Here is a 14212-nt window from a genome sequence, read left to right on the forward strand (position 1 = left end):
AATCAAAACTTCTTTACCGGGATGTCATATTTTTGCAGTGCATAGCCGATTTGTCTAGGGGTGAGGCCGAGCAGGCGGGCTGCTTTGGCTTTGACCCATCCGGCCTGTTCCATCGCCTCGATGAGCTTGTCCCGATCGGAGCGATGATCCGTCTCGATGACGGTACAGTTCTCTGCCCCTGGGCAGGCCGCCGCAGGTTGCGCCGCGATGACGGGAACGACCGGCTCCTCGACGACGGGCTGCCGCGCCACCGGTGGCCGCGCCGGAGGCGGCGGCGCCTGCGGCTTGGAGACGATCGGCAGAGGCGTGAAGCTCGGCGGGTGCAATCCGCCGATCGTCGACTCGCGCGAGCCGTTCCACAGCACGGAGGAGAGACAGCCATCGTTGCGGCAAGAGAAGTCCTTGTCCACGATCGAATCGTTGCGCGCCAACGTCGCCGTCCGATAAACGCAATTCTCGAGCTCGCGAATATTGCCGGGGAAGTTGCACTCGCTGAGCACTTCCATCGCCGATTCGGAGAAGCTCAGATGGACATTCTGCTCATTGTTGAAGCGCCGCAGGAATTCATTGGCCAGCGGAGCCAGATCGCCTCTCCGGTCGCGCAGTGGCGGCAGGAAGATCGGAACGACGCTGATGCGGTAATAGAGATCGGCGCGGAACTCGCCCTTCTGCACCGCTTCCTCGAGATTGCGATTGGTGGCGCAGACGAAGCGAACATCCACTTTCATCGTGCGGGCGCCGCCGACGCGCTCGAACTCGCCCTCCTGCAGCACGCGCAGCAGCTTGGCCTGGAAGGCGGGCGTGATGTCGCCGATCTCGTCCAGGAACAGAGTGCCGCCATCCGCGAGCTCGAAACGGCCCTTGCGCAGGGCCGCCGCGCCGGTAAAGGCGCCGCGCTCATGGCCGAACAGCTCGGATTCCAGCACGCTCTCCGGCAGCGCAGCGCAATTGAGCTTGACGAAAGGCTTGCTCTGCCGCGGCGAGAGATTGTGGATCGCCGCCGCGAACAGTTCCTTGCCCGTGCCCGACTCGCCGCGCAGCAGCACGGTCGATTTCGCCTTGGCGACGATGCGGATCTTGTCGACGACCGCGCGCACCGCCGGGCTCTCGCCGACAATCCCTTTGATGCCGTCCAGCCGCGCCTCTATATGCGCCGCATGCGCCGCCGGCCGATCGCCCTTCTCCAGCCGGGCCTTCTCCTGCATCAGCCGCTCGCGGTCACGTGCGATCAGCTTGTGCAGCCGCAAGGTCTGGCCGACCAGATTGGCGATCATTGTCAGGAATCGAACGTCGTGATCGAAGCGCACCGAGGACCGATCGCTGTAGACGCGATCAACCGTCAAAGTGCCGACCACCGCATCCGCCTCCTTGATCGGCACGCCGATCAGCGAGAAGGGCTGCCCGTCGGTCGGACCCCATTCGGAGAGATCCGTGCCTTCGAACAGAGGCGAGGCGGCGACATTTTCGACCACCAGCGGCATCTTGGTCGCGACGATCTGGCCGACTGCCCGCTCGGGAAGATGCTCGAAGAATTTCTTGGCGTTCCCCTCGCTCCAGCCCGAGCCGACGACCACTTCCGGGTCGCCATGCGTGTCGAGCAGAGCGATGAGGCCGTGGCGCATGTCGAGAAAGCTCGACAGCAGCGCCAGCACGCCCGCCAGCGTCTTCTCGAGCCGGTTGGGCGAGGCCAATAGTTTCGAAATTTCGTAGATTCCGACGAGAGCAGATTCGCTCGGGTCGAACGCGCGAGCCTGAGCCGTGTTCATGCTGCTTCCAGCTTCGTATCCCATCGACGTGCCTGACGTTCCGCGGGAATCGATAGTTCACCCTGGAATGTTTAGCAACTAACATGCCGTTGCCGTGACAATTCTACGCGACGCTCGCCGGCGGCCCGCGCACGGACTCAAGCAACTCCTTGCGCAAGCTCGTAGATCACCGTCCAGCCGACATGGCCGGGCGGATCCAGAACCTGTAAGATCCCAAGGTTTTCCATCGCTTCCGCCTTATTGCCACGCTTCAGCTGAATGAAGCTCAAAGCCTTTAAAGTGTACAATGCGAAGCGCTCGGCCGAGCCCGGCGCCGTTTCTTTCAGCGGCCAGCTATGCGGGTCGAGCGCCCAGCCTGCTTGCCGGGTCGCCTCGGCCAAGCCCTGATTGGCCACGGTCCAGGCGACCTCCAGATTCCCCATATAAGTATGAATCTTGTAAAGGCAGTAGTAGGCGGGCAGCTCATGGGGAGACAGCTCCAGGGCCTCCCGAAACAATTCGTCCGCGAGCGCACGATCGCTTCGATAGGCCAGGACGCCTTTTTGCAAGAGCTCGTTGACGGCGGGCGAAAGCTCGCCGAAGTCGACGAGATCGGTTTCACGGGTGAGGTCGTTCATGGCGCGCCCGCAAGCAAGCTGCGCGCCACTTTGGGTCGCGGGCGAGCCTGCGCGGCGAGCGGGACCTCGCCCACGGCCGCCGCGCCCGAGCGGGAAATCGCCCAGATGGGCGCGATATCGCCGCTCTAATCTAATTGTTGGGCCTGCGCGGGTTTTGCGTCGAAGTGTCGCGTTCGCGACAGCTGCCTCCGCCGCTTTCCGACATGTGTCGGCATTTGGACAGGTTCCAAACAAACGGCGCTTATCTCATAATTTCAGGTCCTTAGGGTTCCATCTCGGCATGGCATGCTTGTTGCGAACCTCGTGCCCGGACACCGCTTCCGCGACAGCGCCGGTGCAATGGCAGACGGATATGTCGCGACTGCGTTCCGCAAGGGTTTGAAACTCTTCAAATCGTGAGGAACCGAACATGGAATCTCTATCTACTGAAACCGTCGAGGTCGGCGGGGCTGAATCGATCGATGACGTGATGCAGAAGATTGCCGAGCACAAGGGCTGCGGCACCTCGGGCGGCAGCGGCAAGGCGAGCTGCGGCACGGCGGCTGGCGAGAACGACCTGCCGCAGGAAATCTGGGACAAGGTCAAGAACCATCCTTGCTACAGCGAGGAGGCGCATCACCACTACGCCCGCATGCACGTCGCCGTCGCTCCGGCGTGCAACATCCAGTGCAACTACTGCAATCGCAAATATGATTGCGCCAATGAGTCGCGCCCCGGCGTCGTCTCCGAGAAGCTGACGCCCGAGCAGGCCTCCAAAAAGGTTCTGGCCGTCGCGTCGACCATCCCGCAGATGACGGTTCTCGGCATCGCCGGCCCGGGCGACCCGCTCGCCAACCCGGAGAAGACCTTCAAGACCTTCGAACTGATCGCCGCGACCGCGCCCGACATCAAGCTTTGCCTGTCGACGAATGGTCTGGCTCTGCCGGAGCATGTGGATACGATCGCCAAATACAACGTCGATCACGTCACCATCACCATCAACATGGTCGATCCGGACGTCGGCGCGCAGATCTATCCTTGGATCTACTGGCAGCATAAGCGCATCTATGGCCGCGAGGCCGCCGAGATCCTGACGCAGCACCAGATGCGCGGCCTCGAGATGCTGACCGAGCGCGGCATTCTGTGCAAGGTCAACTCGGTCATGATCCCGGGCATCAACGACAAGCATCTCGTCGAGGTGAACAAGGCCGTGAAGTCGCGCGGGGCGTTCCTGCACAACATCATGCCGCTGATCTCCTCCCCCGAGCACGGCACCGTGTTCGGCCTCAACGGCCAGCGCGGCCCGACGGCTCAAGAGCTGAAGGCGCTGCAGGACAGCTGTGAAGGCGAGATGAACATGATGCGCCATTGCCGCCAGTGCCGCGCCGACGCGGTCGGGCTGCTCGGCGAGGATCGCAGCGCAGAGTTCACGACCGACAAGATCATGGCCATGGAAGTGACCTATGATCTCGAGAGCCGCAAGGCTTATCAGACGAAGGTCGAGGAAGAGCGCCTGAAGGTCGCTGCCGCCAAGAACGCCGAGTTGGCGACGCTCGCCGGCGAGGACAATGTCGACATCAAGATCCTGATCGCCGTGGCGACCAAGGGCTCTGGCCGCGTCAACGAGCACTTTGGCCACGCCAAGGAGTTCCAGATCTACGAGCTCAGCACCAATGGCGCGAAGTTCGTCGGTCATCGTCGTGTCGACCTGTATTGCCAGGGCGGCTATGGCGAGGAGGACAGCCTCGACACGATCATCCGCGCGATCAACGATTGCACGGCCGTGTTCGTCGCCAAGATCGGCGGTTGCCCGAAGAACGATCTGGTCAAGGCCGGCATCGACCCGGTCGATGAGTTCGCCTTCGAGTTCATCGAGCAGTCGGCGATCACCTACTTCAAGCGCTATCTCGACAAGGTGAAGAGCGGCGAGATCGAGCACAAGGAGCGCGGCGACGCGACTCTGCGTCAGGGCGCCTTCATCACGGCCTGATACGGAAGCGATCGGCATTCGCCACCAATGAAGCGCGAGCCGCCGAGCGGCCCGCGCTTCACTCAAGACCGCGGATGCGCGGAGAATTAGGGCTCGTGAGAATCGACGATTCTCCGGCTCAGTGACGGCTCGATGGAGGAGCAAGCAAATGACCTACAAGATCGTTGCTTCGCAATGCACGTCCTGCTCGGCGTGCGAGGCGGAATGCCCCAATGTGGCGATCTCCGAGAAGAACGGAACCTTCGTCATCAATCCCAAGAAGTGCACCGAGTGCATCGGCTATTTCGATGTGCCGCAGTGCGTCGCGGTGTGCCCGGTCGACGACACCTGCGTCATCGACACTTCGCTGCCGCGTTATCAGGCTGCCGGGGGCGCGGCATGAACATTCAATTCACTCCCGCCGCGGAGAAGTTCATCCGTCGCCTCGTCATGTTCGACGGCGGTCCGGGCTTTGGCCTGAGCCTCCACGTCTCCCCGGGCGGCTGCTCGGGCATGAGCGCGGAATTCTCGGTTCAGCCGGCTCCGCGTGAGGGCGAGCAGGCGTTCGACTTCCCGAGCTTCAAGCTGTTTCTGCCGGCGCAGAGCCGCCTGCTGCTCGATGGCGTGACGATCGATTTCAAGGAGACGGCCACCTCCACTGGCTTCTCCTTCATCGATCCCAAGGCGAAGGCCTGCGGGTGCTCCTCGACGACACAGACCGTCGTCGAGCTGCCGGAGCTCCCCGTGGCGTGAGTGGATAGGAACGCTTCATGTTGAACGGAGATGGCGCTCTACGCAATGAGGCCTTCGACACGGGAGACGAGATTCTCTCTTCTCCTGTCTTCGGCGCCGGATTGCCGGCGGAAGCCGAGCGTCATCTCCGCGAAGCGGCGCTTTCCTACCATCTCGGCGATGTCGCAGAACAGCATTTGTTCGAGGCGCGTCGCGCAGCTCCGACCCATGTGGCGGTGCTGATCGGACTCTACCGGTTCTACTTCTACAAGAACCGTCTCGAGGACACGCTCGAGATCGCAAAGACGTGCCTGACAAGGGCGGCGATCGATAATTCGTTGCCGCTCGACTGGCGCGACGTGCGAAAAGGCGACGCAGACTTCGCCAATTATGAGGCCGTGCTGCCGCGCTTCTTCATGTTCGTGCTCAAAGGCTACGCCTATCTGCAGATGCGCATGGGCGAGCATGAGGAGGGACGAGAGGCCGCGCAAAAGCTCCTCGAGCTCGACCCGACCGACAAGGTCGGCGCGACCTTGCTGCTCACCGTGCTCGCGCAACGGGAGGCCGAGGATGTCGACTGACGAGATCGACGAGGCCATCGACTGGCGGGGCGCACCTGTCGATTGCGGCGAATGTCCGCATGGCGAGCTTCTCGCCGAAGGCCGCTGCAAGCCGCTCCGCGCCTGCGTTTTCGACCGCTATGCGCGTCGGATCGATCGCTTCTTCGATTGGAATCCGAAGCTGGCGCGACTTTATCTCGCGCATCCCTATTTCGAGGTGCGCGCCTGGGCCGCAAAAGCCGCCGAGATATTCCTGCTGCCGGCGCTTTTGGACGATCCCGAAGAGACCGTGCGCTGGAGCGCGGCGCGGCGCCTGCCGGACCGCTATCTTCTCAAGCTTCGCAATGATCCGCATCGCGAGGTGAGGATCAGGGTCGCGCATCGGCTCGACCCCGTCGATCTTCTGCCGATGATCGAGGACCGCGACTATTATGTTCGTCAGGTCGTCGCCCGTCGAATATCGCCCGATCTGCTGGTGCTGATGATCGACGACGACGAGATCGAGGTGCGGCGCGTGGTCGCTCAGCGCATTGCGCCGCAGGCGCTGAAACGCATGACGACCGACCCGGACGCCACAGTCCGCTTCGAGGCCGCGCAACGGCTCGACGCCGCGCTGCTTCCCGATCTCATCGGCGACCCGGACTGGCGCGTGCGTTACGAGGTGGCGCAGCGCGCCGCCCTCACGGACATTCGACTTCTTCTCTCCGACGAGGATCCGATCGTGCGCGAGACCGCGGAAGCGCGGCTCGGCGAGACGCCCGATCCGTCCGGCCGGAAAGTCTTGGAGCGCAACCACAGCCACATCGAGGAACGGATATGAGCAACATCAACCGTGACGACGGCGCCGTCGAGCTGAACGATCCGCCGGCCTTCAACTACGGCGAGAAGGTCAAGTCGAAGAAGGTGGTGCGAAACGACGGAACCTTCCCCGGCAAGGACGTCGGCGAGATTCTCGTTAAAAAAGGCGAGATCGGCTACGTCTCGAGCATCGGCACGTTTTTGCAGCAATTCTACATCTACGGAGTCGAGTTCGTGGAGACCGGCTATAAGGTCGGCATGCGTAAAAAGGAGCTCGAGCCCGTCGAGGTCGTGACCCAAGAGGCGGCTCAATGATCAAATATGACTGGGGCATGCGGGTGCGAGCCACCGTCGATCTCTTCAACGACGGCTCTCATCCCGGGCATGAGCCCGATGCTCTGCTGGTGAAGGCCGGCGACCCCGGCGAGATCGTGCAGATCGGCCAGCATGTCGAGAGTGACACGCCTGTGTATATCGTCGAATTCGGCGAGAAGACGGTGATCGGCTGCTTCGAGGAGGAGATCGAGCCCGTTTGACGCGCTGATTTTTCACACGACTCGCGGTATGAACATTGCTAAACGACAAGGGTCAACCTAACAGCGAGGCGCAGTGTGAAAGTCATGATCCGCAGAGGCTCCGACGGCATTCTTTCGGCCTATGTGCCGAAGAAGGATCTCGAAGAGCCGATCGTCGAACAGGAGAGCCCTCAATTGTGGGGCGGCACAGTGACCCTCGCGAATGGTTGGGTGCTTCAGCTGCCGGAGATGGCCGCGGAAACGTCGCTTCCGATCACGGTCGAAGCCAAGAAAATAAGTGGAGACTGAAAAATGCCGATCGCGACCGAGCAACTCGAGGCGATCGACGCGACGCTCGCGACGGCGGCCGCCGATCAGGCGGCCGTTTCCGCTCTGAGACAAGTCGCACCGGGCCTCACGGCGATGAGATGCGACAAAGCGGATATTCAGGACGAGACGCCGTTTCGCACCTATGAGAACTGCGATCTGTTCCTGATCGACGCCCGCGATCATTGCGTCAAGATTACAGCGGATCCGACCATCGCCACAGGTTTGGTGGTTGCCCCGAAAAGGTGAGCGAGCATGCAGACGTCCCTTCTGCCGATGAATGATCCGGACCTCGCCCAGAGTGATCTGGACGCGGTCGTCGAGACGATCACTTCTCCGCGATTGTCCGCGGGACCGAAAGTCGAAGAATTCGAGACGGAGTTCGCCGCATACCTCGGCCGCAAGCACGCGATCGCCGTATCCAGCGGGACGATCGGTCTTTTGCTGACCTTGCGCGCCTATGGCGTTGGCCCAGGCGACGAGGTTGTCGCCTCTGCTCATTCTTTCCGTGAGACGACGCATGCGATCGCGCTCTCTGGCGCGCGGCCGGTGTTCGCGGACATCGACTATTGGGCCGGAACTTTGGCGCCTGAAAAGGCGGAAGCGGTCATTACCGACAAGACCAAGGCGATCGTCGCGGGCAACTCCAACGGACATCCGGCTCCTTGGGAGCCGTTTCGCCAGCTCGCCGAAGCGAAGAAGCTGATCCTCATCGAAGATTCGACCGAGGCCATCGGCTCCATATACAAGGGCAAGCTGGTCGGCTCCTTCGGCGATTGCTCGGTGTTCGACTTTTCCCAGCCCGGCGTCATCGCCTGCGGCGAGGGAGGCATGATCGTCACCGATGATGACGACCGCGCCTCGGCGATCCGTAGTCTTCGCAGCCGGCGGATCGCGGAGCGGTCCTCGGTGGTGCTGGGCGCCTATCCTCCCATGCAGGCGGCGATGAGCGACATCACTGCGGCGCTCGGTCTCGCGCAGTTTCGGCGCCTGGAGCTGCTGCTGGCTCGCCGCACCCGAGTCGAGCGCTGGTTCTACCAATATGTGAAGTCCTTCGAAGGGATCAAAGATCCCTATATCGCGCCCGACGTGGAAGAGGTTCACTGGTTCCTCTATGTCGTGCATCTCGGCACGCGTTTCTCGCGCTCGAGCCGCGACCAGATCATCGAAGATTTGCAGACGGAGAAGATCGACGCCGCCGCCTATTCGCATCCGCTGCATCTGCAACGCTACTACTTCGATCTCGGCTATCGGCGCGGCAATTTCTTCGTGACCGAAAAGGTCGCGGATCGAGCGGTCGCGCTGCCGTTCCACGCTCATCTGACGGAAAACCAGATCGCTTTCATCGTGGGCACGATGAAGGACGCATCGATAAATATCGGCGCGGGCGCCGCCATTTATCTGTAAAAAGTCGCGCCGGCCTCGCGCCGGCGCGTCCATTGCGGTCATGTCATTGTCCATAAACGGACGTGACTTGAGGCGCGAGTGGCCGAGAGTGGTCGAAACGCGCGAACGAAAACTCCCATCATCTCTATATGGCGCGCTTTTTTGCCTGCGATGCGTCCCGTCGCGCTCGCAGCTGCGCGAAATTTAGAGTGGTTCGAAACTTGCTGGAAAGACAGTGTGAGGACCTTTGGCAAGGAGGAGTGAACGACATGCCGGTACTGACCATTCTGCCGTCGGGCAAAACCATCGAAGTTGAGCCGGGCAGCAGACTCCTGGACGCAATTCTCAAAGCGGAGGAGAAGATCCAAAGCAAATGTGGTGGCGAGGCCAAGTGCGGCACCTGCCACCTTTTCGTCCAGGAAGGAAAGAAGAGCCTGTCGAAGACAACCCGCGCGGAAAACGAGCGATTGGATTCGATCGTCGGCGTGGGCTCGAAATCGCGTCTCGCTTGCCAAGCCAATTTCGGAACCGAGAACGTCACGGTCGAGCTGCTCGGCTTCGACTCGGGTCGCTGAGAACCGGAGGGGAATCAAGATGAGCGACAAATCTGTCATCATTCATGTCCGCTTTTTCAATGACGGCACCGTGCAAGAGATCGGTGAGCGTCCGGCGAGCCTTTCCAGCCAGGAGTGGTTCACCAAGCTGACGAACGCTTACGCCATGGACTACATGGCGCTGTCGGGCGGTCGCGGCGCCTTCAAGCTGACGCCGGAGGAACTGGACGTCGCCAAGAGCGCCACGCTTCAGTGACAGTACAGGCAATCCGGGTTCGACGAGAGGAGAAACACAAGTGCTGAGCGCAATCAAAACGGGGTTTGAGCGAGGCCTCGTGATACCCTATCTCGGACCCGGCGTGCTGACGCTGGCGACGGGCGGGAACCCTGTTCCCGCCTCTCCCGAAGAATTGGTCGTGCAGCTGACGAAGGCTGCGACCGTTCCGCACAAAATCCGCAACAATCTCACCGCTGCGGCTCAATACATCGAGAACTTCAAGCATCGCAAAACGATCTCGGCAGCGATGAAGAAGGCTTTCGAGGTGTCGCCCGATCCGAGCGTGCTGCACAATTGGATCGCCGAGCAGCCGACCCTGCCGCTGGTGGTCAACGCTTGGTATGACGATCTACCCCAGAAGTCGCTCACGGGGCGCAAAAGCTGGGGAATCGTCCAAGGCGTGTCGCAAGCCGAACATTTCGGCTATTGGGTGAATTATTTCCGACCCGACTCGTCGCTCGTGCCCAATAAGGAATTCATCCGTGACGGATCTGGCGCAAAGGCTCCTGCCGAGGCGCCCGAAGAAACCCTGTCTTGGGAGACGCTGCTCTATCAACCGATCGGCTCCGTCACTCCGGCGGCCAACTTCGTGATCTCGGACTCCGACTATGTCGAAGTGCTGACAGAAATCGACATTCAGACGCCGATTCCGGAGGCCGTTCAGTCGATCCGCAAGGGCCGCAGCTTCCTCTTTCTCGGCTGCCGTTTCACGACCCAGCTCGAGCGCAATTTCGCTCGCCAGATCATGAAGCGTTCTTCCGATCAGCATTGGGCCGTGATCGAAGGACCGCTGACGAAAAACGAAGCGAAGTTCCTCGCCGAGCAGAACATCACGCGTATCGAGACGCCGCTCGCCGAATTTGTCGCGAGCCTCACCGGGAAACCGGTGGTCGCCTCGACCGCCGACGCCGCGGCTTGAACGGCCGGAGCGTCGACGGAGATCAGTCAATCCAGGACAAGAAAATGCTCGAAGAACTTCCGGTCGTGTTCAAATACCATGTGTTCACATGCTTTCAGCAACGCCCGCCGGGACACCCCCGCGGAAGCTGCACCACTTCCGGCGCGAAGCCGTTGTGGGATCGGCTGCAGGCGAAGCTCGGCGCACAGCCTTTGCCCGATGTCTCGATGACGGCGACGGGGTGCCTCGGCTTCTGCCGCGCCGGCCCGCTGATGGTCGTCTATCCGCAAGGCGTCTGGTATGCGCCGCGGACCGAGGCGGATATCGATGAAATCGTTCAATCGCATTTCATCGACGGCAATCCTGTCGAGCGCTTGATCATCGTGCCGCAGCTCTGACAGCGCCATACATACACTTCGAAAACGCCCGCGGTCGCCGCGGGCGTTTTTCATTTGTGAAGGCCAGGAAATGGCGCCTACGAAACAAAAAGGCCGGAGTGAGCGCTCCGGCCTTGTTTCGCCTTCGAATGCGTCGAGTGTCAGAGAACCGTCAACGGAATGGCGACTCCTTGACGACGGCCCAGAAGAACGTCCACTTTCTGTCGCACGAACTCGACGGTCAGCGGCTTCACGATATAGCCGTGAGCGCCCGCCGCCTGGCTCTCTTTGCCGAAGCCGCTCTGCAGAGAATCTACGATCACCAGCACCTTCACGCCGGATATGCGTTGCGGAATTTCCTTCAACATAGGAAGGCCCGCCGCCTTCACGACATTTTCCGACAAAATCAAAAGATCGGGCTTTGCCGCGGCGGCCTTGTCGAAGGCGGCGTCGAGGCTTCCGATCTCATGGGTCTCATATTCGTCGTGCAGCATGAACTGAAGCGCCGCCCGAATGATCTCGTCGTCGTCGACGACGAAAATGCGCTTGTTTTCGACCGCCCTGGACGTTTCGACGCCGATTTGCATCTCGTCTGCTCCGTAGTTTGACTGCCCGCTTTCTAAGCAATCGTTATGCCGTGCCCATGCCGACAAAGCCGACGCAGCTTGTCCGATTCTTACAATAGTTCCGAACGAGCCTGTCGCCTAAATGCCCTTCGTCCGATTCCGCGCATCACTGTCTGCTTTGACACACCCCCCTCGGCCCCGTCAGGCGCCACGAATAACTCCTTGTTTACAAGTGTCTTAATCGATCTTTGAGTGGCTGGCACGCCGCTTGCGAGACGAGGCCCGCAAGGCGAGTGGCTGCGGATTGGGCGGCCCCGATCACCAAGGGGGCGATCAAGCAACCGGCGCCGGGCTCGGTCGGTAACGACGACTTCGGCCTGCGCGCCGTGCGCGCCGATCGCAATGAAACGGTATCTTAAGGAGACAGAGATGTCAGAACTTCGACAGATCGCGTTCTACGGCAAGGGCGGTATTGGCAAGTCCACGACCTCCCAGAATACCCTCGGGGCTCTCGCCCAGATGGGCAAGAAGATCCTCATCGTCGGTTGCGACCCCAAGGCCGACTCGACCCGCCTGATCCTCCACGCCAAGGCCCAGGACACCATCCTGTCGCTCGCCGCTGAGGCCGGCTCGGTCGAGGACCTCGAGATCGAAGACGTCATGAAGATCGGCTTCATGGACATCCGTTGCGTCGAGTCCGGTGGTCCGGAGCCGGGCGTCGGCTGCGCCGGCCGCGGCGTTATCACCTCGATCAACTTCCTCGAGGAGCAGGGCGCTTATGACGGCGTCGATTACGTCTCCTACGACGTGCTCGGCGACGTGGTCTGCGGCGGCTTCGCGATGCCGATCCGTGAGAACAAGGCTCAGGAAATCTACATCGTCATGTCCGGCGAGATGATGGCCATGTATGCGGCCAACAACATCTCCAAGGGCATTCTGAAGTACGCCAACTCCGGCGGCGTGCGCCTGGGCGGGCTGGTCTGCAACGAGCGCCAGACCGACAAGGAGTACGAGCTGGCGGAGTCTCTCGCCAAGAAGCTCGGCACCCAGCTGATCTACTTCGTGCCGCGCGACAATATCGTTCAGCACGCCGAGCTGCGCCGCATGACCGTCGTGGAATACGCTCCCGAGTCCGGTCAGGCTCAGCACTACCGTAACCTGGCCGAGAAGGTCCATGCGAACAAGGGCAACGGCATCATCCCGACCCCGATCACCATGGACGAGCTCGAAGACCTCCTCATGGAGCACGGCATCATGAAGCAGGTCGACGAGTCGCAGGTCGGCAAGACCGCTGCGGACCTCGCCGCGATCGCGTAATCCGTTTGAAAGCTAGCGGCCCGGCCTCGAACGGGGCCGGGCCGATCTTTCAGACAAGGACTAATCAGAAAGGGATGGCGTCATGAGCCTGGCTCAACCCGAATCCATCGAAGACCTCAAGGCGCGCAATAAGGCGCTGATCAAAGAGGTTCTCGAAGTTTATCCTGAGAAGACCGCCAAGCGCCGCGCGAAGCACCTCGGCACGTTCGAGGATGGCAAGCCGGATTGCGGCGTGAAGTCCAACATCAAGTCGATCCCCGGCGTGATGACGATCCGTGGCTGCGCTTACGCCGGTTCGAAGGGCGTCGTGTGGGGCCCGATCAAGGACATGATCCACATCAGCCACGGCCCGGTCGGCTGCGGTCAGTATTCCTGGGCGTCTCGTCGTAACTACTATATCGGCGTGACGGGCATCGACACCTTCGGCACGATGCAGTTCACCTCGGACTTCCAGGAAAAGGACATCGTGTTCGGCGGCGACAAGAAGCTCGCCAAGCTGATCGATGAAATCCAGGAGCTGTTCCCCCTCAACAAGGGCATCTCCGTCCAGTCCGAGTGCCCGATCGGTCTGATCGGCGACGACATCGAGGCCGTCTCCAAGGCGAAGACCAAGGAGTACAACGGCCATACGATCGTTCCGGTTCGCTGCGAAGGCTTCCGTGGCGTGTCGCAGTCGCTCGGCCACCATCTGGCCAACGATGCGATCCGCGACTGGGTGTTCGACAAGATGGAGGGCAAGCCCGCTCTCTTCGAAGCGACGCCTTATGACGTTGCGATCATCGGCGACTACAACATCGGCGGCGACGCCTGGTCTTCGCGCATTCTGCTCGAGGAAATGGGCCTCCGCGTCGTTGCGCAGTGGTCGGGTGACGGCACGATCGCCGAGCTCGAGGCGACGCCTCGCGCGAAGCTCAACGTGCTGCACTGCTATCGCTCGATGAACTACATCTCCCGTCACATGGAAGAAAAGTACGGGGTTCCGTGGGTCGAGTACAACTTCTTTGGTCCGTCGAAGATCGAAGAGTCGCTGCGCAAGATCGCCAGCCACTTCGACGACAAGATCAAGGAAGGCGCCGAGCGCGTCATCGCCAAATATCGTCCGCTGATGGACGCGGTGATCGCCAAGTACCGTCCGCGTCTCGAAGGCAAGAAGGTCATGCTGTTCGTCGGCGGTCTCCGCCCGCGTCACGTGATCGGCGCCTACGAGGATCTCGGCATGGAGATCGTCGGCACCGGCTATGAGTTCGGCCACAACGACGACTATCAGCGCACGACTCACTATGTGAAGGACGGCACGCTGATCTATGACGACGTGACCGGCTACGAGTTCGAGAAGTTCGTCGAGAAGATCCAGCCCGACCTGGTCGGCTCCGGCATCAAGGAAAAGTACGTCTTCCAGAAGATGGGCGTTCCTTTCCGCCAGATGCACAGCTGGGACTACTCCGGCCCGTATCACGGCTATGACGGCTTCGCGATCTTCGCTCGCGACATGGACATGGCGATCAACTCGCCGGTCTGGAAATTCGCCAAGGCGCCCTGGGCGGCTTGATCGACTGAGTTGCAAACGCTCTCTT

19 protein-coding genes are annotated in these 14212 nt (G+C 61.2%); 16 read left to right on the forward strand and 3 right to left on the reverse strand.

The window, feature by feature from the left end; all coding sequences use genetic code 11:
- Positions 1-2 precede the first annotated feature (2 nt).
- Positions 3-1766: a nif-specific transcriptional activator NifA gene (gene nifA, locus GYH34_RS05580; RefSeq protein ID WP_161912724.1), complete on the reverse strand. Its 1764-nt coding sequence runs from the start codon at positions 1764-1766 to the stop codon at positions 3-5.
- Positions 1767-1903: 137 nt separating this feature from the next.
- Positions 1904-2383: a hypothetical protein gene (locus tag GYH34_RS05585; RefSeq protein WP_161912725.1), complete on the reverse strand. Its 480-nt coding sequence runs from the start codon at positions 2381-2383 to the stop codon at positions 1904-1906.
- 409 nt (positions 2384-2792) lie between these two features.
- On the opposite strand from GYH34_RS05585, the gene nifB reads away from it, so the two are divergent.
- From nifB to GYH34_RS05655, 14 genes are all read left to right on the forward strand, one after another.
- Entirely contained in the window at positions 2793-4352 is a 1560-nt protein-coding gene (gene nifB, locus GYH34_RS05590) for a nitrogenase cofactor biosynthesis protein NifB (RefSeq protein WP_161912726.1), read from the forward strand.
- A gap of 121 nt (positions 4353-4473) precedes the next feature.
- Positions 4474-4734 (forward strand): 4Fe-4S binding protein, encoded by a 261-nt coding sequence (locus GYH34_RS05595; protein WP_109027643.1) that lies wholly within the window; start codon positions 4474-4476, stop codon positions 4732-4734.
- Complete coding sequence (locus tag GYH34_RS05600) at positions 4731-5084, forward strand: iron-sulfur cluster assembly accessory protein (RefSeq protein ID WP_018267907.1); 354 nt, start codon at positions 4731-4733, stop codon at positions 5082-5084. The genes GYH34_RS05595 and GYH34_RS05600 overlap by 4 nt, the downstream gene beginning before the upstream one ends.
- Positions 5085-5101: 17 nt before the next feature.
- Positions 5102-5644 (forward strand): hypothetical protein, encoded by a 543-nt coding sequence (locus GYH34_RS05605; protein WP_036292554.1) that lies wholly within the window; start codon positions 5102-5104, stop codon positions 5642-5644.
- Positions 5634-6443 (forward strand): 4Fe4S-binding leucine-rich repeat protein, encoded by an 810-nt coding sequence (locus tag GYH34_RS05610; RefSeq protein WP_018267909.1) that lies wholly within the window; start codon positions 5634-5636, stop codon positions 6441-6443. Before GYH34_RS05605 ends, GYH34_RS05610 begins: the two co-directional genes overlap by 11 nt.
- The gene (locus GYH34_RS05615) at positions 6440-6736 is read left to right on the forward strand and encodes a nitrogen fixation protein NifZ (protein WP_018267910.1); all 297 of its coding nucleotides are present in this window, start codon (positions 6440-6442) and stop codon (positions 6734-6736) included. Before GYH34_RS05610 ends, GYH34_RS05615 begins: the two co-directional genes overlap by 4 nt.
- A complete protein-coding gene (locus GYH34_RS05620) occupies positions 6733-6957 on the forward strand; it encodes a nitrogen fixation protein NifZ (RefSeq protein ID WP_018267911.1) in 225 nt (74 codons plus the stop codon). Before GYH34_RS05615 ends, GYH34_RS05620 begins: the two co-directional genes overlap by 4 nt.
- A gap of 75 nt (positions 6958-7032) precedes the next feature.
- Complete coding sequence (gene nifT / locus GYH34_RS05625) at positions 7033-7245, forward strand: putative nitrogen fixation protein NifT (protein WP_109027618.1); 213 nt, start codon at positions 7033-7035, stop codon at positions 7243-7245.
- Between the two features lie 3 nt (positions 7246-7248).
- Positions 7249-7512, forward strand: coding sequence for a hypothetical protein (locus GYH34_RS05630; RefSeq protein ID WP_018267913.1), 264 nt, complete (start codon positions 7249-7251; stop codon positions 7510-7512).
- 6 nt (positions 7513-7518) lie between these two features.
- On the forward strand, positions 7519-8670 hold the full coding sequence (locus tag GYH34_RS05635; protein WP_161912727.1) for a DegT/DnrJ/EryC1/StrS family aminotransferase: 1152 nt from the start codon (positions 7519-7521) through the stop codon (positions 8668-8670).
- Between the two features lie 248 nt (positions 8671-8918).
- Positions 8919-9224: a 2Fe-2S iron-sulfur cluster-binding protein gene (locus GYH34_RS05640; protein ID WP_161912728.1), complete on the forward strand. Its 306-nt coding sequence runs from the start codon at positions 8919-8921 to the stop codon at positions 9222-9224.
- 19 nt (positions 9225-9243) lie between these two features.
- Complete coding sequence (locus tag GYH34_RS05645; protein WP_161912729.1) at positions 9244-9459, forward strand: hypothetical protein; 216 nt, start codon at positions 9244-9246, stop codon at positions 9457-9459.
- 79 nt (positions 9460-9538) lie between these two features.
- Positions 9539-10399 carry an SIR2 family protein gene (locus GYH34_RS05650; RefSeq protein ID WP_244635287.1) on the forward strand — a complete coding sequence of 287 codons (861 nt, stop codon included), beginning with the start codon at positions 9539-9541 and terminating at the stop codon, positions 10397-10399.
- Positions 10400-10443: 44 nt separating this feature from the next.
- Complete coding sequence (locus GYH34_RS05655; protein ID WP_024881135.1) at positions 10444-10776, forward strand: (2Fe-2S) ferredoxin domain-containing protein; 333 nt, start codon at positions 10444-10446, stop codon at positions 10774-10776.
- A gap of 140 nt (positions 10777-10916) precedes the next feature.
- Here the strand turns inward: GYH34_RS05655 and GYH34_RS05660 are convergent, their stop codons facing one another.
- A complete protein-coding gene (locus GYH34_RS05660; protein ID WP_161912731.1) occupies positions 10917-11342 on the reverse strand; it encodes a response regulator in 426 nt (141 codons plus the stop codon).
- A gap of 408 nt (positions 11343-11750) precedes the next feature.
- Here GYH34_RS05660 and nifH point away from each other — a divergent pair, with 408 nt between their 5' ends.
- On the forward strand, positions 11751-12638 hold the full coding sequence (gene nifH, locus GYH34_RS05665; RefSeq protein WP_026191650.1) for a nitrogenase iron protein: 888 nt from the start codon (positions 11751-11753) through the stop codon (positions 12636-12638).
- Positions 12639-12720: 82 nt separating this feature from the next.
- Positions 12721-14187: a nitrogenase molybdenum-iron protein alpha chain gene (gene nifD, locus GYH34_RS05670; RefSeq protein ID WP_018267921.1), complete on the forward strand. Its 1467-nt coding sequence runs from the start codon at positions 12721-12723 to the stop codon at positions 14185-14187.
- Positions 14188-14212 lie beyond the last annotated feature (25 nt).

Source organism: Methylosinus sp. C49 (assembly GCF_009936375.1).
Lineage (GTDB): Bacteria > Pseudomonadota > Alphaproteobacteria > Rhizobiales > Beijerinckiaceae > Methylosinus.